Source organism: Gemella haemolysans (genome assembly GCF_901873445.1).
GTDB classification, from domain to species: Bacteria; Bacillota; Bacilli; order Staphylococcales; family Gemellaceae; genus Gemella; species Gemella haemolysans_C.
This window is the reverse complement of the sequence record NZ_CABFLN010000069.1, coordinates 22,869-42,503: the sequence shown is the minus strand read 5'-3', so window position 1 is coordinate 42,503 and position 19,635 is coordinate 22,869. Positions and strand designations below refer to the sequence as shown.

The 19,635-nt window shown below is 27.3% G+C and carries 20 protein-coding genes; 9 read left to right on the top strand and 11 right to left on the bottom strand.

The window, feature by feature from the left end; translation table 11 throughout:
- The first annotated feature begins 2 nt into the window (after nucleotides 1-2).
- The 7 genes from racE (at nucleotide 3) to JX287_RS07945 (ending at nucleotide 6,032) form a co-directional block, all read left to right on the top strand.
- Nucleotides 3-797, top strand: coding sequence for a glutamate racemase (gene racE / locus JX287_RS07975; RefSeq protein WP_204644355.1), 795 nt, complete (start codon nucleotides 3-5; stop codon nucleotides 795-797).
- 10 nt (nucleotides 798-807) lie between these two features.
- Nucleotides 808-1,392: an XTP/dITP diphosphatase gene (locus tag JX287_RS07970; RefSeq protein ID WP_204644354.1), complete on the top strand. Its 585-nt coding sequence runs from the start codon at nucleotides 808-810 to the stop codon at nucleotides 1,390-1,392.
- On the top strand, nucleotides 1,382-1,594 hold the full coding sequence (locus tag JX287_RS07965; protein ID WP_204644353.1) for a ferredoxin: 213 nt from the start codon (nucleotides 1,382-1,384) through the stop codon (nucleotides 1,592-1,594). The genes JX287_RS07970 and JX287_RS07965 overlap by 11 nt, the downstream gene beginning before the upstream one ends.
- A 202-nt stretch (nucleotides 1,595-1,796) precedes the next feature.
- Nucleotides 1,797-3,917, top strand: coding sequence for a DNA translocase FtsK (locus JX287_RS07960; RefSeq protein WP_204644384.1), 2,121 nt, complete (start codon nucleotides 1,797-1,799; stop codon nucleotides 3,915-3,917).
- A 57-nt stretch (nucleotides 3,918-3,974) separates the two neighbouring features.
- A complete protein-coding gene (locus tag JX287_RS07955) occupies nucleotides 3,975-4,733 on the top strand; it encodes a hypothetical protein (protein WP_204644352.1) in 759 nt (252 codons plus the stop codon).
- Nucleotides 4,734-4,857: 124 nt separating this feature from the next.
- Nucleotides 4,858-5,427: a CDP-diacylglycerol--glycerol-3-phosphate 3-phosphatidyltransferase gene (pgsA, locus tag JX287_RS07950; protein ID WP_204644351.1), complete on the top strand. Its 570-nt coding sequence runs from the start codon at nucleotides 4,858-4,860 to the stop codon at nucleotides 5,425-5,427.
- Nucleotides 5,428-5,492: 65 nt separating this feature from the next.
- On the top strand, nucleotides 5,493-6,032 hold the full coding sequence (locus JX287_RS07945) for a GrpB family protein (RefSeq protein ID WP_204644350.1): 540 nt from the start codon (nucleotides 5,493-5,495) through the stop codon (nucleotides 6,030-6,032).
- Between the two features lie 20 nt (nucleotides 6,033-6,052).
- Here JX287_RS07945 and JX287_RS07940 read toward each other — a convergent pair whose 3' ends face one another.
- The 9 genes from JX287_RS07940 to JX287_RS07900 form a co-directional block, all read right to left on the bottom strand.
- Nucleotides 6,053-6,295, bottom strand: coding sequence for a CBU_0592 family membrane protein (locus JX287_RS07940; RefSeq protein ID WP_048802648.1), 243 nt, complete (start codon nucleotides 6,293-6,295; stop codon nucleotides 6,053-6,055).
- Between the two features lie 63 nt (nucleotides 6,296-6,358).
- Nucleotides 6,359-7,405 (bottom strand): tyrosine recombinase XerS, encoded by a 1,047-nt coding sequence (gene xerS / locus JX287_RS07935; protein WP_204644349.1) that lies wholly within the window; start codon nucleotides 7,403-7,405, stop codon nucleotides 6,359-6,361.
- A gap of 465 nt (nucleotides 7,406-7,870) precedes the next feature.
- A complete protein-coding gene (gene rpmB / locus JX287_RS07930; RefSeq protein WP_003144993.1) occupies nucleotides 7,871-8,059 on the bottom strand; it encodes a 50S ribosomal protein L28 in 189 nt (62 codons plus the stop codon).
- 117 nt (nucleotides 8,060-8,176) lie between these two features.
- On the bottom strand, nucleotides 8,177-9,577 hold the full coding sequence (locus JX287_RS07925; RefSeq protein ID WP_204644348.1) for a GntP family permease: 1,401 nt from the start codon (nucleotides 9,575-9,577) through the stop codon (nucleotides 8,177-8,179).
- Between the two features lie 79 nt (nucleotides 9,578-9,656).
- A complete protein-coding gene (locus JX287_RS07920; RefSeq protein WP_204644347.1) occupies nucleotides 9,657-10,199 on the bottom strand; it encodes a DUF1697 domain-containing protein in 543 nt (180 codons plus the stop codon).
- A gap of 67 nt (nucleotides 10,200-10,266) precedes the next feature.
- Entirely contained in the window at nucleotides 10,267-10,824 is a 558-nt protein-coding gene (efp, locus tag JX287_RS07915) for an elongation factor P (RefSeq protein ID WP_204644346.1), read from the bottom strand.
- Between the two features lie 156 nt (nucleotides 10,825-10,980).
- The gene (trmB, locus tag JX287_RS07910) at nucleotides 10,981-11,622 is read right to left on the bottom strand and encodes a tRNA (guanosine(46)-N7)-methyltransferase TrmB (protein WP_204644345.1); all 642 of its coding nucleotides are present in this window, start codon (nucleotides 11,620-11,622) and stop codon (nucleotides 10,981-10,983) included.
- Nucleotides 11,623-11,634: 12 nt separating this feature from the next.
- On the bottom strand, nucleotides 11,635-14,502 hold the full coding sequence (locus JX287_RS07905) for an insulinase family protein (protein ID WP_204644344.1): 2,868 nt from the start codon (nucleotides 14,500-14,502) through the stop codon (nucleotides 11,635-11,637).
- A gap of 24 nt (nucleotides 14,503-14,526) precedes the next feature.
- Entirely contained in the window at nucleotides 14,527-15,039 is a 513-nt protein-coding gene (locus JX287_RS07900) for an adenine phosphoribosyltransferase (protein WP_204644343.1), read from the bottom strand.
- A gap of 326 nt (nucleotides 15,040-15,365) precedes the next feature.
- Between JX287_RS07900 and JX287_RS07895 the strand changes: the two genes are divergently transcribed.
- On the top strand, nucleotides 15,366-15,743 hold the full coding sequence (locus tag JX287_RS07895) for an iron-sulfur cluster biosynthesis family protein (RefSeq protein WP_204644342.1): 378 nt from the start codon (nucleotides 15,366-15,368) through the stop codon (nucleotides 15,741-15,743).
- Between the two features lie 66 nt (nucleotides 15,744-15,809).
- The gene (locus JX287_RS07890; RefSeq protein ID WP_204644341.1) at nucleotides 15,810-16,343 is read left to right on the top strand and encodes a VanZ family protein; all 534 of its coding nucleotides are present in this window, start codon (nucleotides 15,810-15,812) and stop codon (nucleotides 16,341-16,343) included.
- A 366-nt stretch (nucleotides 16,344-16,709) separates the two neighbouring features.
- On the opposite strand, the gene JX287_RS07885 is transcribed toward JX287_RS07890, so the two are convergent.
- Together JX287_RS07885 and recJ are read right to left on the bottom strand one after the other, a co-directional pair.
- Complete coding sequence (locus JX287_RS07885; RefSeq protein WP_204644340.1) at nucleotides 16,710-17,336, bottom strand: DsbA family protein; 627 nt, start codon at nucleotides 17,334-17,336, stop codon at nucleotides 16,710-16,712.
- A 20-nt stretch (nucleotides 17,337-17,356) separates the two neighbouring features.
- Nucleotides 17,357-19,618, bottom strand: a complete 2,262-nt coding sequence (recJ, locus tag JX287_RS07880; protein ID WP_204644339.1) for a single-stranded-DNA-specific exonuclease RecJ — start codon at nucleotides 19,616-19,618, stop codon at nucleotides 17,357-17,359.
- Nucleotides 19,619-19,635 lie beyond the last annotated feature (17 nt).

Genomic DNA, 19,635 nt, shown 5'->3' with positions numbered 1-19,635 from the left:
AAATGAATAACGCAATAGGCGTATTTGATAGTGGAGTAGGGGGATTAACTGTTGCTAGAGAGATAATGAGACAGTTACCTAATGAAACTATTTATTATTTTGGTGATGTGAAAAACTGCCCATATGGTGATAAAACTAAAGAAGAGATAATTAGATATACGGATAGAGCTGTGAAGTTTTTAATTGATAAAGGTGTTAAAATGATAGTTTTAGCTTGTAATACAGCAACTGCTGCAGCTCTTGATTATCTTCAAGATAAATACGATATTCCAATAATTGGTGTAGTACAACCAGGAGCAAGAAGAGCAATTCAAGCTACTGAAAATAATAAAGTACTAGTTTTAGGAACAAAATTCACGGCAAATTCTAAAGTTTATGATATTGAAATTGAAAATATAAACTCTGATATTTTAGTATTTGACAAAGCTTGTCCTGCTTTTGTACCTTTTATAGAATCAGAAGGTAATTTAGATAAAGAAGCTACAAAAAATATACTAAAAGAATCATTAAATAACACGAGTACCTTAGGTATAGATACTGTAGTTTTAGGATGTACTCATTATCCAATATTAAAAAAAGATATAGAAGAATACTATGGTAGTAGTATTAAGGTGATTTCTTCAGGAAGAGAAGCTGCCCGTGAGGTTAGTACAGTTTTAGGTTACGCTAAATTACATCAGAAAAAATTAAATAAAAAAGAACATAAATTTTATATCTCTGAAGCTAGCGAAAACTTTAATAATATAGCTTCTAAATGGCTAAACAAAAAAATTACTGCAGAAGTCGTCGAAATATAGGAGAAATATAATGAAAAAACTAATATTAGCATCTAACAATGAACATAAAGTTGAAGAAATTAAAAGTATATTAGATGATTATACAATTTTAACTTTAAAAGATATTAATTTTAATCAGGAAATTATAGAAGATGGAACAACTTTTGAGGAAAATGCACTAATTAAAGCACGTACAATTAGTCAATTTTCTGGGAAAACAGCTATTGCAGACGATAGTGGACTAAGTGTAGAGCTTTTAGGTGGTAGACCAGGTGTTTACTCAGCAAGATACTCGAAGGAACAAACAGATGATAAAAACATTGAGAAAGTCCTATTCGAACTAAACGGAAAAAAATCAAAAGCAAAATTCGTTTCTGTTATCGCTCTTGTAAAACCAGATGGAACGGAGAATACTTTTAGAGGAGAATGCCACGGAGAAATAATTTTTGAAAAACGTGGTAATAATGGTTTTGGATATGATCCAATCTTTTATGTTCCAACATTAAACAAGACATTTGCAGAGTTAACTCCTGAACAAAAAAATAGTATCAGTCACAGAAAACAATCATTAGAGAAATTTTCTCAATTTTTGAAAGAAGAAAATAATGAAAACTAGAATAATCCGTGAAGATTGCATTGCGTGTGGAAATTGTAATGCTATCTGTCCCGATATATATGATTATGATGAAGATGGAATTGCATATTGTGTAATCGATGATAATACAATGGTAGAAGAAATTCCAGAAAAATATAGAAGTTTGGTTCTTGAAGCACAAGTTAATTGTCCGACTGAGGCAGTTTATGTGGATGAGGACTAGAAAGGAGAGAAGATTGAGTACAAAAAAAATGAAAACAACTAAAAAAAATAGTAAAAGTAAAAAAACAACATCTAAATCTAGTAAGAAAGCTACGAAAAAGAAAAATCCTTCGAAAAGTATTATTCCTGTGTTAACTAAAGAGACTTATAGAGGATTATATTTTGTCGTTTCTGTTCTTATTGTAATATTGTCTGTCTTGCAGATGGGCTTTATAGGTAGATTTTTTGATTCTCTCTTTAAATATATGTTTGGTAGTTTCAGCTATATACTTTATATTATTATAGTGGCTACACCAATTTATTATATTATGAATAAAAAAATCAAGACACCGGTTATTGTAGTGACTATTTTAGTATTAATTGATTTCTTATTTCAACTTATATTAGTAGGTAATACTAAAGGTACATATATTAATTTTATAGATATATATAATAATAATAATAAAGTTTCAACATATGGTGGTGGACTGATATCTTACTATCCAGTTAAATTTTTAATATACTTATTATCATACTATGGATCTTTATTAGTAGTTATTTCAGCAATTATTACATCTATATTCTTATATTTTAATATAAATCATAGAACTATGGTTTTAAAATTAAGACATCACATTAGTAATGCATTTGATAAGAATGAATATATTGAAGAGCATTATGATGAATTAGATGATGAAATACTTGATAACTACGATTATGCGATTGATAATAAAAAAAATTCAAATGAACAAAGATATAATAATATTAAAGATAAAGATTTAGTAGTTGATATCAGAGAATTCAAAGAAGAAAATGAACCAGAAGAAGAGATAGTTCAACGAGTAACAAGAAAACAACGTAAGGCTCAAGATATAACTACAATTAAAGATAAAGAAGAGCCACTAAGTGAAGACCTATTAAAGGAATCATATGATAATTATCAGCTTCCTCCAATCACTTTACTTAATAGCCCAGTTAAAAAACAAACCATTACAAAAAGTGATGTTGTCGGAAAATCCAAAATCTTACAAAGTACTTTTAATAACTTTGGAATTGAAGTAAAAATTGTTAAAGCTATAGTAGGGCCTTCTATCACGCAATTTCAAATATTACCAACTCCTGGTACAAAAGTTAGCAAAATTGTTAATTTAAGTAATGATATAGCACTAAATCTTGCAGCTAAAGATGTTCGTATAGAAGCACCTATTCCTGGTAAATCTCTAATTGGTATTGAAATTCCAAATACTGTAAATGAATTAGTGACGATGAAGGAAGTATTTGTAAATGATGAAGATAATTCCCCATTATCAGTCGCATTAGGAAAAGATGTATCAGGTGAATCAATTTTCACAAGAATTGATAAAACACCACACTTGCTAATAGCTGGTTCTACAGGTAGTGGTAAGTCTGTTTGTGTAAATACAATTATTACAAGTATATTATTAAAAAACAAACCTGATAAAGTGAAACTAATAATGATAGATCCTAAAATGGTAGAATTATCTATATACGATGGAATTCCACATTTATTAACGTCAGTTGTAACAGATCCGATAAAAGCTGCAGATGTATTACATAAAGTAGTTTTAGAAATGGAAAACAGATATAGAGAGTTTGCGCGAGCTCGTGTAAGAAATATGGAAGGTTATAATAAAATAGCTGCAAAAGATCCAGATTATAAAGAATTACCGTATATAGTAGTAATTATTGATGAGTTAGCAGACTTAATGATGGTATCCTCTAAAGAAGTAGAGGAATCGATAGCTCGTATAGCTCAAAAAGCTCGTGCTGCTGGAATACATATGATAATAGCTACACAAAGACCATCTGTTGATGTTATAACAGGAGTTATAAAAACTAATATACCGTCAAGGATTGCATTTGCAGTAAGTTCAAGTATTGACTCGAGAACGATATTAGATAAATCTGGTGCTGAAACATTACTTGGGAAAGGGGATATGCTTTATCTATCAGCTGATTCAAGTAAACCTGTACGTATTCAAGGGGCTTTCCTTTCAGATGAGGAAGTTGAAAAAGTAGTTGATTATGTTAAAAGCCAATCAGAGGCTCAATATGATCCCAATATGACACCAAGTGAAGTAAGTTCACAAGGTGGAGGCTCTTCAAGTGATGATGTAGATCCGTTATACAAAGAAGTATTATTATTTATTGCTAAAACTCAAAAAGCTTCAGCTTCATTGTTACAAAGAAGATTTAAAATTGGCTATAATAGAGCTGCTAGAATAATTGATATGCTTGAGGAAGACGGATATATTGGACCTGTAGATGGAAGTAAACCTAGAAAAGTATTTCTAGAAAAGGAATATGCTGAAGATCACGAATAATGTTTACATAAAATATATTATGTAAACTAAAAAATATATTAAGTGAGGTATAATAAATTGAGAAAGAACAATAAGGTATTGCTTGGTTTACTAATAGTTGTACTATTAGCAGTTATTGGATTATCAGCTTATGCGTATCAAAAGCAAAAAGCATTAAATAATATTAAACCAAAAGTTACACAAACTAAGAAAGATGAATCTAAATTTGATAAGATCATTAAAGAATCTTCTTCTAACTTTAATAAAGAAAATGACTTAAATAAAAAAATAGAAATCTTAAAATCTCTTTTAAGTAATAAAGAAGATATTGAAAAAGAAAATAAAGATAAACTAACTAGTGATTATAATAAATTAGTTAAAGAAATGAGAGAGAAACTTCAAAGTAATTTAAAAGATAAAATTTCTTCATTAACAATAAATAATGATGATAAAAATAATTCAGAAAAAATTGATAGCGTTAAAAAAGAACTTAGTGAGTTACAAACTCTAGTAGAAAAAGAAAAAGAAACTATTTTTGAAAAAGATGAGGAGTTTAGTGAGATTTCTCAGCTAATTAAAACAAATCTTTCGACTACGGAAGTGACTCAAACTCCTACAACTAATAATAGTACTAATGAACAGGCACAACATACTGAGGTTGTCGAGGTTCCTGCAACACAAAGAGCAAGAGGAACTGTTAATTATACCCCTCCAAGAGTACAAAATAATCCAACGACTAATTCTAGCCCGCAAGTAGCGCCAAATAATACTGCGACTCCAACTGTTGCGTCACCGGTCGAATCGAGTACAACTGGAACTTCTGGTACTAGTGAATAGTATAATATATAATAAAAAACAGGATAATAAGAGTATTTATCCTGTTTTTGTTATTGTAGCATATTACAGAATATGTTATAATTATAATGAATTTAAATTTATGCAAGAAGGGTAAGTAATAATAATGAATCTACCAAATAAAATAACATTATTTAGAACAATATTAATACCTATATTTATAGTGTTTTTATTATATAATATGGGAGGTAGTATTTCTATCCTAGGTGGTCGAAATATAACCCTTAATATTTTCATAGCAGCATTAATTTTTATGTTTGCATCATTCACAGATTTTATTGATGGATATCTTGCTAGAAAATATAATTTAGTGACTAATATGGGTAAATTCTTAGATCCATTAGCTGATAAACTTCTAGTTGGAAGTGCCTTTATTGTAATGGTTGAATTAGGATTAATGCACAGTTGGATGGTAGTGGTTGTAATTGCTAGAGAATTTGCAGTTACGGGACTTAGACTTCTGGCTGTAGAAAAAGGGGAAGTAATACCCGCAGGAATTCTAGGTAAACTAAAAACTATTAGCCAATTATTAGCTATTATTCTAATTTTATTAGGAAATCCGATATTTAACAGTATTGGCTTTAAACTAGATTATATCCTATTATGGATTTCTGTTATATTGACTATTTTATCAGGATTGGAATATTTCAAAAATTCTTTACATGTATTTAAATAATGTTAGTGATAGGATTTCCTATCCTAACATTTTTTTTATGGAAAAATAGAAAGGTGTGATTTATATTGGATAATATTTTAAAAGATGAGTGTTTTAAGAAAAGATATCCTATTATTTTAGTATGTCATAATAATAAATGGATAGAATGGTATAAAGAAATGGAAGTAAAATTATCAAAATTACTTAAAGATATACCAGTACATATTTATCATATTGGAAGTTCTGCAATACCAAATATAAAATCAAAAAATATAATTGATATACTTATAGAAACTATTGATGACAGAAATTTTGGTAATATAGTTAAAATTCTTTCTAAAGAATGGGAATTACGTTGGAATGAAGACGATAGAGCTTTTTTAGTTAAAGGATATGGCGAGAAAGGTTTTCTAGATAAAGTGTTTCATCTTCATATAAGAAAAAAAGGCGATATTACTGAAGTAGAATTCAAAAATATATTATTAGAATATCCAGTAGTTGCAAAGAAATATGAGGAATTAAAGTTAAAACTAGAAAAAGAATATAAATTTGATAGAGAAAGATATACTGAAGGAAAAACAGAATTTATAGATAATATTATAAGAGAATATAGTTTACATAAATAATTTTATGTAAACTATATTCTCTATTTTACTTCTTTTTTATTGAAATAATTATATAATCCGTGAATAGCAACTATAGACCAAACACCTTCTAGTAAAACAAATCCCCATTGCTTACCAATAAAGGCATCAATGCCAAGAATTAATGCTCCGATAGCATTTAGTAATAAATAACTAAGTGATGTAGTTTTAAGTTTTCCTAATTGACTAAATACAAAGCCGATAAGAATCAAGAGTGATCCTAAAACTTGTACAATAATTCCCATTTTTTACCTCCATAATATTTAATAACTTTTATATTTTAACTTAATTGGAGATATATTGCAATACTAATCATCTAATTTATCAATAGATTGTTTAATTATTTTTTTAGATTCGTTAATGTATAGCATTGAAGTATCACTGTTAGAGTGTCCCATTTGAGTCATAATGATTGGTATATTACCGTTTGTTTTTAATGCTAATTTAGTACCGTAACTATGTCTTAGTTTATGTGGTGACATTGGAACATTAAAGGCATCTGTATATTTCATAACTAGTTTTTGGATAGCTCTTATTGATAATCCAGTTTTGTTTTTACTAATGAAAACAAAGTCTTCTCTATTAAGTTTAAAAGGTAGGGAAGTTATGTACTCATTAAGCCTGTCTAATGCAGATTTAGTTATTATAACTGTGTCTACTTTATTACCTTTTCTAATGACGTTTATTTCACTATTTAGAAAATCTATATCTTTAACCTTTAAATTAGCAAGTTCATTAACTCGAATACCACTTTTTAAAAATAGTGTTAGTATTGCAAGATCTCGTGCTTTATCACGTAAAAAGAACGTTTTTCCATGTTTTGATAAAGTTTTCTCGTACTCAAATTCAACAAACTGCAAGAATTCTTCGTCCTGAGAGTCTAGAAAAATCTTTTCAGAAATTTTCTTTGATCTTGATGATAATGTCTCTTTCACACGATTAATAGGTATCTTAAGCATTACATTTCGCTCAAAATAAGCTCGTCCTTGTTCATTCTCGCTTGTAACAGTAAGAAACTTATACAGAGACCTCATAGCAGCCTTATAATTGTTAACAGTCGTTTGACTTCGATATTTTCCATTAACTTGTTCACGAGAAAGAGATTTAAAATAGCTTTCCATTTCTTTTTTAGATATATTTTCTAAAGTAGATAGTTTAACTTCTTTTATATTTTCTGCATCTGAAATTGTTTCTCTAATAGTCCAATTTAGAAAGTTCTTATAGGTTTCTAAATATCTATGTAAAGTAAGTGGTGATAAATTATCATAATACGTGTCGATGAAGTCTTCTATATAATCTGGGAATTCAGGAAGTATTTTATTTATTTTTTGTTTATAATAATCACGTTGATTCATTGGTATTACTACATTCTCCTAAAGTTTATTAATTATACATATAATATGTATTATACGAACAAATATATTATATCATATTTATCAGTTTCTTTCAATATAGTTCAATCCCCTTATTTCAATAAAAAATAAAATATTTCATTTTAAGTTTTTAATAAGTGATTATTTATTAAATCTATTTTATATTAAATTTATTTTTACTATTTAATGGGTAATTATAATTAGTTTCACTTTAAAATTTGAAATTCTAAAAAAAATGACCTATTTAAACGCCATATAAGCTTTCTAAATTAATTTTTAATACAATTTACTCCAAAACGACATAAAACCTCTTAGAATTGATTTAAATGGCTAATTTGATATTTATACCTAATTTAGTATATATTTTATTTGATTTCCGTATATTTTTTAATTATAATGTAAAAAGCTACCTAAGTTTCCTTAGATAGCTTAAAGTTTATCGCTTAATTATACACGCTCAACTTTTCCAGATTTTAAAGCTCTAGCAGAAACCCAAACTTTTTTAGGTTGTCCATCTACTAAAATTGTTACTTTTTGTAGATTAGCTTTGAATTTTCTTTTATTTGCGTTCATTGCGTGTGAACGAGTATTTCCTGAACGAGCTTTACGTCCAGTAACGTAACAAACTTTTGCCATGAATTAATCCTCCTTTTGGAAATAGTTTATTCATAACATTTACTACATACACAAGTATTAATATAACATACCTTATCATAAATATCAAGTAAAAACATTATTTATTTTAAAAATATTTTATGTAATTGAAGTCATAATCAATATTATAATAAATGCTACTATAGAAGTAATAGTCGTACCTAAAGTCCAAGTTTTAAATGTTGTTTTAAAATCTAAGTTTAAATACTGTTTAAATAACCAGAAACCAGGATCATTTACATGTGAACAGAATATACTTCCTGCAGTAATACTCAACATTATAAATACCGGTGAATAACTGATAGTTGGAACTAAAGATTCTACTATTGCTAACGTTGTAATTGCTGCAATAGTTGCACTACCTAATGATATTCTTAGAATAGCAGCAACAAAGAAACTAATAAGTATTGGTGATATGTTCATACCACTAGTTATTTGAACTATCTCATCTGTTACCTTTGAATCTACCAATACCTGTTTCAAACCTCCAGCAGCTCCATTAATAAGTAATACGACTGCTATTGTTTTAATAGATTGACTTAACAATGGAGCAATACTACTAATTCGTAAATGTTTTACAGTCATTAATTTCCAGATAGCTATTAATAAGCTTATAATTAATGCTGTAACTGGATTACTTATAATTGTTAATATATCTTTTAAACTAGATGGTAAATTTTTTATGCCTAATGCTATAGTAGGAATTGTAATTAAAATTACAGGTAATAACATTAAGATAATAGCAAAACTAGAACTCATCAGCTGTTTTTCTATTTTTAAAACACTAATATTATTTTGTTCTGTTTGTACGATAGGTTTAGTTTGTACCATCTTTGAATTTGTTAATAATAAACCACCTATTATTGCTGTTGGTATTGCTACTATTAAACCATAGAAGAATACTTCCGCCATATTAAGATGAAAAGTCTTAGTAATAATACTTGGACTAGGGTGTGGCGGAAATAGTGCATGGATAGTTAGTACTCCTATACTCGCTGGTAAAGCTAAGTAAATTTTATCTAATTTTAGTTCTTTTGCTACTGCCAATATAATTGGTATTACTAAAATAAAAGCTACATCAAAGAATAAAGAAAAACTTATACACATTCCAGCAATGAGAAGACCTAATTGAATCCTCTTAATTCCAAATAAACTGATCATTTTTTTTGCAGTAATTTCTACTGCTCCTAATTCTTCTAATATTCTTCCAAACATAGCTCCTAATCCTAAGATTAAAGATAAATGTCCTAGAAGAGATCCTGTCCCCTTCTCTACTGAATCAATTATTGAACTAGGGGATAAACCTAAAAATAAACCTAGAATAATTGCTACTATAAGTATTGATAAAAAGGGTTCGAAATGTAATTTTGTTATTAAAAATATTAGTACGCTAATCCCTAAGAAAACTAATAACAATTTATAAGAATGAATTCCTAAAAAATAAGCTAGGATTGAATATATAATTAATCCTAAGCCGATTAATATTTTATCTAATTTCATTATATTCTCCTTAATTTTTTCATTAGGTAATTATATCATTATTAGCTATATCAAGTAAAGATATACGCTTACTATAGAATTAGTGTTCTTTATCTAGTAACTCAGCGATTTTCATAAAAGTTCTTCCGTTTCTAATAGTAACAGCTTTATAGAAAGATTCTTTAATTAAATATTTATGATATGCCGTTTTTAAATAGTTCTTTTCATTAAATTTCCCCCAAAAAACAGCTCTTTTTCCAAAATAAACATTTTCTTCGTTTAAGGGCATACTATTTATTCGTTCTTTTATACTAGAGAAATCTATATCCTCACTATAAAATAGTACATCTTTTCTATAAAAATCATCATTCCACCAACTAGGCAAATTTTTAAGTTCTTCTATGTATTCTTGTTTTGTTAGTATTACTTTATTAATTTTGAAAGGATATGAATTCAATATCTGTGATATTTTATCATTGACAACACCTATATTTTCAGTGGAATTAAATATTATATTGCCACTGTTTATATAAGTAATAACATTTTCATATCCTAAACCAGTAATCGCATCTTTCAAATCAGCCATAGAAACCTTATTTCTACCACCAACATTGATTCCACGAAGCAAAAGTACGTATTTCATTATTTTCTCCTTTCATAAAAAACTCTCTATCATAGTAATAATAGAGAGTTTTTAAATTATTCATAAATTATGCTCTTGATACGTAAGAACCTTCTGCTGTATTGATTACTAATACATCTCCTTCTTTAACGAATAGAGGTACTTGTAATGTGTATCCAGTTTCTACTGTAGCAGCTTTAGTAGCTCCTTGTGCAGTATCACCTTTAACACCAGGTTCAGTTTCAGTTACAGTAAGTTCTACTGTTGTTGGTAAGTCAATACCTAAGATTTCATCACCAAACATTAAGATTGAAACTTCCATGTTTTCTTTTAAGAAGTTTAATTCGTATTCTAATTGTGCTTCAGGTACTTCGATTTGCTCGTAAGTAGAGTTATCCATAAATACATAAGCTTCACCTGTTGAGTAAAGATATGACATTTTTTGGTTATTGATTTGAGCTTTTGCTACTTTTTCACCAGCTCTGAATGTTTTATCATTAACTGCACCTGTACGCATGTTTCTTAATTTAGAACGTACGAAAGCAGCTCCTTTACCAGGTTTAACGTGTTGGAATTCCATTACTTTCCAAATGTTTCCATCAACTTCGATAGTAACTCCAGTTTTAAAATCATTAACTGATATCATTATTGTATTTCTCCTTTAATTTGTACTAATATTATTATAAATAAAAATTTTTTTAAAATCAAGGTAAAAACGATTAATTTTAATGTAAAATGCTATAAACAAAGTATATCTCAAGTATTTAGTTTACATAATTAACTTTATGTAAACTAAACATGATTATTTTACTTTTACAGCTTCTACCATATATATTCTATTACCCTTTTTAATAAACTTATCTTCATATTCTGTATGAACATTATTTTCTTCATAGACGCTGTTTGTTAGGTCTAATGATAATCTATTGAATGTAAATCCATACTTTGCATAACTCATTAAGCTATATTCAAATAAACCTTGATTATCTGTTTTTTGAATAATAGTCTTATCACCACTAAGGATAGTTTCATAACGAGATAAAAATGTGTGGAATGTTAGTCGTCTTTTCTCGTGTCTTGTTTTTGGCCATGGGTCAGAGAAGTTTAGATAAAGTTGATCTACTTCTCCTTCAGCAAAATATTCAAGTAAATCTTCTGCATTACCAGAAATTAGTTTCAGATTTTCTCTGTGTGTTTCTTCTACTTTATCTAATAGAAATGTTAATACAGTAGGTTGAGCCTCCATTGCGATAAAGTTTATATTTGGATGTTTTTCTGCTAATGTATGAATAAACTTACCTTTTCCACTCCCTATTTCAAGATGAATTGGATTTTCATTTCCAAATATTTCTTTCCATTTCCCTTTATTATCCTTAGGTTGTAAAAATACAACGGGACTATTTTCTAAACGCTCTCTTGCGTCTGCTCTATTTCGAACTCTCATTCATGCACCTTTCTATTTTAATTCAATTGTTTCATTGAATAAATCTTTATTTTCTAATACTTTTTCTTTTGAACCTAGTACACAAGTATAGGCTATAGACTTCATATTTTCAAATACAGTTGCTAATTTTTGTATATCTTCAACTGTGGTATTTTTAATTTCATCTACAAGTTCATCATAAATATTAAATGGTGAATTTGTTAAATATTTATTAAGTGAATATGTTGCTAACGCACTTGGTGACATCAATACATCTAATGTATTCAATGTACCGATAATGTATTTATTTAAATCATTTTGATCGGCGACAAAGTTTCGGACATAGTTATCAATATTATAATATATATCTAGTGTTTCAACTAAATTAGGATCACGATAAGACCATAAGTTAAAATCACCAAAGTTATTAAATATTGCTCCAGAACCGTAAGCACCATTTTTCACACGAACATTATTCCATAAATAATCTAAACTTAGGATATGTCTCAATACTAGATGAGTTCCGGTATAATCTTTAATATTGTATCCAACACCCACATACTGCACAAGAGAATCAAAGTAAAATCCTTCAGAATAACCATGTTCTTCTAATTCTATTTCGAATCCTTTTTGTCTATTTGAATCTTTTGGATATTTTTCTAAGAAGCTAGTAAAAACTTCTTTAAAATCATTATATTCTTCTTTATTTCCAACAAAGTTAGTTAATAATCTAGATTTATTGAAAATTAACTTAGCTATATTATAAAGATTTTCTCTTATACTTTTATTGTCAGTTTCATAATTATCTAGTAACTTATTCACGAATAAGTAGAAGTCATATTCACCATGGTATGATGCTAACTTACTTTGTGGATTATAGAATCCACTAATTCGACGTGCTACAAATGCATGCCCTGAATTCTTGAATTTGTTTTCTAACATTAATTTAACTTCTAATAGGACGTTGTATAATGCTTCTTTATCTTCAAAATCAACGTTTAGTGTTGTTTCTTCTAATATATCAGCTAATTCTTCTGATTTTTCAACAAGATTTTTTGCACTAATTATAAATTTAACTTCGCATTCGTCACTCTTATGTTTCCTAAAGACATCTATATATGAACTAACTCCACCAAGATTTGCTCCAATTTCTTTAATAACTTCTGCCTCGGTTTTATTTTTTGTGTTAAAGTTAAATAATAAATATGATAAAATTGAAGCGTATTGAAGCTGTTCTAGCTCAAAATCGCTAATATCAAAAAGTAATTTAGTATAAGAAATTCCATTTGTTACTGCATTATAATGAGAGAATTTTAAATCTTTATATGTTTCAAATAATGTTTCTTCAAAAGGATTTTTTAATTCAACTTCTTTAGCATCAACACATTTAATTTTTTCAAAATCTTCTTTCTTATCTATACTATTTTGCCAGTTTTGTAAAGAGGTAGTATTTTCGACTATATCTTGTAGTTCATTTTCAGATAATGAAGCTTTGTATTCAACTAGATTTTTCTCTTTTTGCTCTTTTTCTAAAGTTGGAATTAACTGTAAAACAGCTTGTTTCTCATTATTAATTAGGAACTCTATTGCAAGACTTTCATATTTTTTATCTTTACAATTTTCTTGTAAATCAGCTATAACTTTATCTAAATCAAATGAAGACAGTATGTCTTCTTCACTGTAAAGCCAAGTTCTTAATAATCTTATTGCGTAAGAAACACCTTTTGGTGCAGAAGTTTTGTTAATTTCTTCTTTAATTGAGAAATTTTTCTTATTGATTGAAGCTTGTACTTGCTCATAATCAAAACCTTTTTCAATGATTGATTTAAGAAGATTTTTGTATTCAGTATCAAGATTATCTAATTTATCATCTTTTACATATTTGAAGATGATTGAATAGACAGTTTCTTTTCTATCTTTTTGAACATAACTATAAACATCTTCACAAAAATCATTTTCTATGAAATATTTTCTAAATTCTGTGTTACTACTTCCAAGAAGAATATCATCTATTATATCAATATTCTCGATTTTACTAAACTCATTACTATCACCAAGGATGTAATTGTATGCAACATATGCCTTGTTACTTAGCTCTTCGTTAAAATAAGTTCGCTTAACAATTTCTTTTGAAAAATGATTTTGACGTGATAAGTTATAGTCACTATAATCTTTATAATCATAGTTATTTAAATAACTATCGATATGTTCTAAATATGGGTCTACATTTAGATTGCCATATAAGAAGATATAACTGTTACTTGGGTGATAATTATAATTATATGTTTCTAAAAATTCTTCTTGTGTTATTAAAGGAATAGCCTCTGGTTTCCCTCCTGAAGAATATTTATAAGGTGTGTCACTAAATAAGTGTTCACTTACATATTGATCAAGAACCTCATCTACTGATGAATAGGCACCTTTCATTTCATTATAAACTACACCTTTATATATAAGGTCATCTTCTTTATTTTCTAAATGATAATGCCATCCTTCTTGAGCTAATATATTCTTATTAACTTTTAAATTTGGATTAAATACCGCATCTAAATAGATGTCCATTAATAGTTCTAAATCTTTTTCATTTTTAGACGATACTGGATATATGGTTTTATCAGGAAATGTCATTGCATTTAAAAATGTATTAAAAGAACCTTTAAGTAGTTCTACAAAAGGTTCTTTTACTGGATATTTCGCTGAACCACATAAAACAGAATGTTCTAAAATATGAAAAATACCATTATCATTATAAGGGATTGTTTTAAAACTTATGCTAAAACTTTTATTTATATCATCATTTTCAAAGAAAACTAATCTAGCACGAGTTTTGCTATGCTCATAAAGATAAGCATTTGTATTAATATTTTGTAGATATTTCTTTTCTATTAGTTCAAATGTCATATTATTTAATTATTTCATAGTAGATTACATTTTTAGTAATGTAAGAACATCATAACCTTGTAGTTTGTCCATTCCATTTAGACCATCTAATTCGATTAAGAATGCAATACCTACTACGATTCCTCCTAATTCTTCTACTAATTTAATTGTTGCTTCAATTGTTCCACCTGTAGCTAATAAATCGTCAGTGATTAGAACACGTTGACCAGGTTTAATAGCATCTTTGTGCATTGTTAAAGTATTACTACCATACTCTAAATCATATTGATAAGAAATAACTTCACGTGGTAATTTATTAGGTTTTCTAACCGGAACGAACCCTATACCTAGTGAATATGATACAGGACATCCAATAATGAAACCACGAGCCTCTGGTCCTACTACTACATCAACTTTTTTTTCTTTTGCATAGTTAACGATTTGATCAGTAGCATATTTATATGCCTCACCATCTGCCATTAATGTAGTAATATCTTTAAAACTAATTCCTTCTTTTGGCCAATTTTCTACGATTGAAATGTATTTTTCTAAATTCATTTATTTTACTTTTCTCCTAAATGTTTTCTTAACTCAATTATTATACTATAAAATCCTAAAATAAGCAATTTTAAACACTATTTAAAGACTAAGAAATAGTGAATTATTAGAAATTGAACAATATATGATTCTACTTATAATAAAAATTATAGGAGTGAATTAAAAATTTATTTTACGAGTCATCCCCTCACATTTTATTGGTAATTTAAAAAGCTTTTATATTGTAGTGATTCTAGTAGACATACTCACAATGAAATCAATTATTATTAGTATCCTTCCGTTATGTGTTAAAATATATTATAAATAATTTATTAGGAGATGTTAGTATGAAAATTACATTTACTGATTCAGCTGTGAATTGTATTTATAAAAAATTTGGAAGTACAGACACTAGTGCATATGATATTATTATCGACTATTTAGATGGAAATAGTCCATATTCAGATAACGTTAATGGGTGTCATTGTCAAGTATATGATAAATATAGAATTCTAATTGTTTCTAAAGAAGACAAAAATATTAAATGGGATAAATATGATAAAGAACTTTCTACAAACATAGGTACTGTTCATTATCCTTCTTATTATGAAGTTATGTTTGATAAAGACAATAAATTTGATTTTAGTGAAACTAATTTTACTTTATATTTAAAAAGCGAAGCGGGAATTATTACAGAACAAGTTCAATTAATAATTAAAAAATAAATTTAAGTAAATTTTAATAAGTTTTGCTAACATTATCATAAGTGTAATTAAAGAAAGGAGAATGTTTTGAAATCTTTTCTAAACAGTAGAAAATTAACATTATTTCTATTTTTTGTATATTTATTTATACTTACATGGGTAATAGTAGCTAAAATGGATTGGAACTTACTACACAGTAGTAATTTTTCTTGGATATATAATCCTCGTGTATTACTTTATCCTGGTGTATCTTGGAGAACAATCAATCTAGTACCATACAGATTTGGAAATTTTGACATTGTTGAGGTTTTACTTAATATAATTTTCTTTATACCTTTTAGCTTTTATATCAAAATGCTATATCCTAAATCATCTGGTTTAAGAGCTATAATTTTAGGGTTTATATTAAGTTTAACATATGAATCTACTCAATATATCTTGACTATTGGGTTCCCTGATATAACAGACTTGATAGATAATACTTTAGGAGTCTGCATAGGAGTAATAATTATCAATATTATTTCTATAATTCTAAAAGAAAAACTTAGATTGTATATGAATTTCGTATTAATACTTCTTTCAGGATATATTATTTATGAAATAATTAATGTAGTATCTTAAATAACAAATAATAACGGATGTACTTGGCGATTGTTAAGTACATCCGTTTATTTATATCTTATGTAATTATTATTATTAAATTTATAAATTATCTTTTTCTTCTGAAGCCTAATGCAGCTAATCCAATTATCAGTTTGTTATTTTTTGTTCATGATTTACCTCCATAAATACACTGATAATCAATATCGATTAATTATAGTCACATTATACTACAGCAGAAAAAAGATACAAGTAAAAACATTAAAATGAAAAAAATTAGGGATCAAATTTATGATTCCAGTTCATAAATCGCTGAAATCATAAATTTGCCCTCTTGAAAATTTGTTAAAAATTTTGCCACAATGAAAAAATAATTAATATTACTAACTAAAATCTTTTCGTTATTAAATTGTAGTGAATTTCTATATCCTCTGGTTCTGTGGCATAACCACGTAAATCATAAAATTCACCATCTTTTTCAAGAACTGCAGTAGGATATGATTCAATTCCTAAACTCAAAGTTTTTAAAAAGTCAGGATGTAGTTGCTCTGAGTTTTTGAAGGCTATTGTAAGTTTTAATGCTAATTCAGAACTATCAATTTCATACTTATCACACAACTCTATATATGTAGTTATATCACTTAAACTTTTACCTTCAATAAAAAACTTACATTGCATATCATATGCATATGATAATAGTTTTGAGTTTGGTAGTAACTCTTTAACAGTACTAAGTGCTATTGCTGGATGAAGTGAATTCAATACCATTTCACCTTCTTCAAGAACTTTTTTATACCTATCTCCAAATTCTATATTATACATTTCTGAAATTTCTTTATTAGCATCCTTAAAATAAGGATATTCACCTATTTTTTTACTATTCTGACCAATAAATAATCCACCAGAGACAATATCAATTTCTATGTCCGTATGATTTTCATAAAATTTAGTAAACAATTTATCAAAACCATAACACCAACCACAATATGCATCCCAAAAATATAATATTTTCATTTAATCCTCCTTTAAAAAGTTTACTTTTCATCAAAAATTTTATTAATATTGGTAATGTTTTCTTTTAGAAGAATTCTTTCAACTTCAAAAATATTTTCCATTCTTACAAAACTTTCTGATTGTTTTAAGTCTACTTTTGTATAGTTTTCATTTAATTTTAATGTATTGTTTTCAAATGTTATAAGATTTAATTCTCTAAAAATTTGTATCATAATTTTTAAACTATCTACATTCGATTTTAATGCGGATATTAACTTATCTAACTGCTGAGAAATATTAATTTGTTTATTAGGCGCAGATAGAATTATATTAAATAGTTTAATTAATCTATCTTTATCAATTAAATAAAAATCTGATAAGATTTGCTTTTCTTCACAAATTAAATAAATTTTCTTAGGATTTAACTTAATTAATTTTTCTAGATATTCCTTACTAGTAGGGATATCTAATAAGTAGATAGCTTCAATATTTTCTTCTAATTGTTCAATATCTTTATACAAATAGAAATTATTATCTCTATCATCAATTTTTTTTGAAACTTTAATAGCATCTTTTCCAATTTTTGATATATCATAATTAATAAATCTCAAATCTTCAAATAAGAGTTCTTTAACAGCTATATCTATTATATGTGCTTGTAACTTAGTACGGCCGCTAAAATTATTCTTATCAATAGTACATAATAAATCTATAATATCATTCTTCTCAACTTTATCAAATACAACACTATCTTTAAATGTAATACACTCTAAGTTCCCTACTTCATCAGCAATTGTTAATCTTAAATACTGTTTATCTAATCCAAAATATGATTTATTTAATACTATTGCATTTTCCAATAATACTGTAGGTTTTTCAAAGTCCATTCCAAAAGGTTTTAATACTTCTAAAGAACTAACAAATTGGTAGCTTATTTCTTCTAAAGTAGTAACAATATCAATTTTTTTAGTTGATTTTAATTCATTACTCTGTTTATATTCTTCATATTCACTATTAAGGAAATCTTGTATTTGATTTAGATTATTTTCATCAAATGAGAAACCTGCAGCAAGTGTATGTCCTCCAAATGCTAAAAATAAATCCGATATTTTATTCATAGCTGTATAGATATTAAAATCAAAAATACTTCTGGCTGAGCCTTTCAAAACTCCATCTTTATTATTCATTATAAACACAGGTCTTTGATATTTTTCTACAATATTAGATGCAACTATTCCCAGAACGCCTTCATGATAATTTCCAGATATCATAAGAACATTATTATCTTTTTTATTAGACTTCTCTATTTGACTAATAACATCTTTAACAATATCTTCAGTAACTTGTTTACGTTCAATATTATATTTTTCAATTTGCTCAGCCAATACTCTTGCTGTCTCAGCATCTTCAGCCATTAAGAATGAAAGTCCTAATTTAGCACTATCCATTCTACCAATAGAATTTAATTTTGGACCTATATAAAAGCCAATTGTTTGTTCATCTACTTTAGTATCAATATTTGATAATTCAAGTAACATTTTTAATCCTATACGTGGATCTTCATTGATTAATTCCAATCCCTGTTTAACAAAAATCCTATTTTCATCAGTAATTGAAACCATATCAGCTATAGTTCCTATTGCAACTAAGTCTAAAAGAAAATCAGGGAAAATTTCTAGTAAAGCGTGAGCTAGTTTAAATGCAACCCCAACTCCTGCTAGTTTTTTAAAAGGATATTCTCCTTCTGGATGTTCGGGATGTATGATAGCATATGCATTTGGAATGGTATCTTGTATTTTATGGTGATCTGTAATAATGACATCACAACCTAATTCATTAGCAAGATCTACTTCCTCGACACCTGCAATACCATTATCTACTGTAATAATTAAAGTAATTCCAGATTCAATAATTTTTGTAAAAGCTTCTTTATTAGGTCCATAACCTTCATCAAATCTATTTGGTATGTATGATGAGACATTTGCTCCTAAAGAAATTAGTGTTTCGACTAATAGTACTGTAGATGTAATACCATCGGCATCATAGTCACCATATACCAATATTTTCTCTTCATTCTCAATAGCTTCATTAATTCTATCAACAGCTTTTTGCATATCATACATTAAAAATGGATCATAACCTTCTTCGTATTCATCTGAAAAATATTTTTTCACTGATGACATATCAGTAATAGAACGAGCATTTAATATTTTAGCAACGTTTTTTGAGATATTATACGATTCTATTTCTTTTATAAAACTTTCATCATATGTTGGATATATCCAATTGTATTTAATTCCCATTTTCTCACCTCACTTCT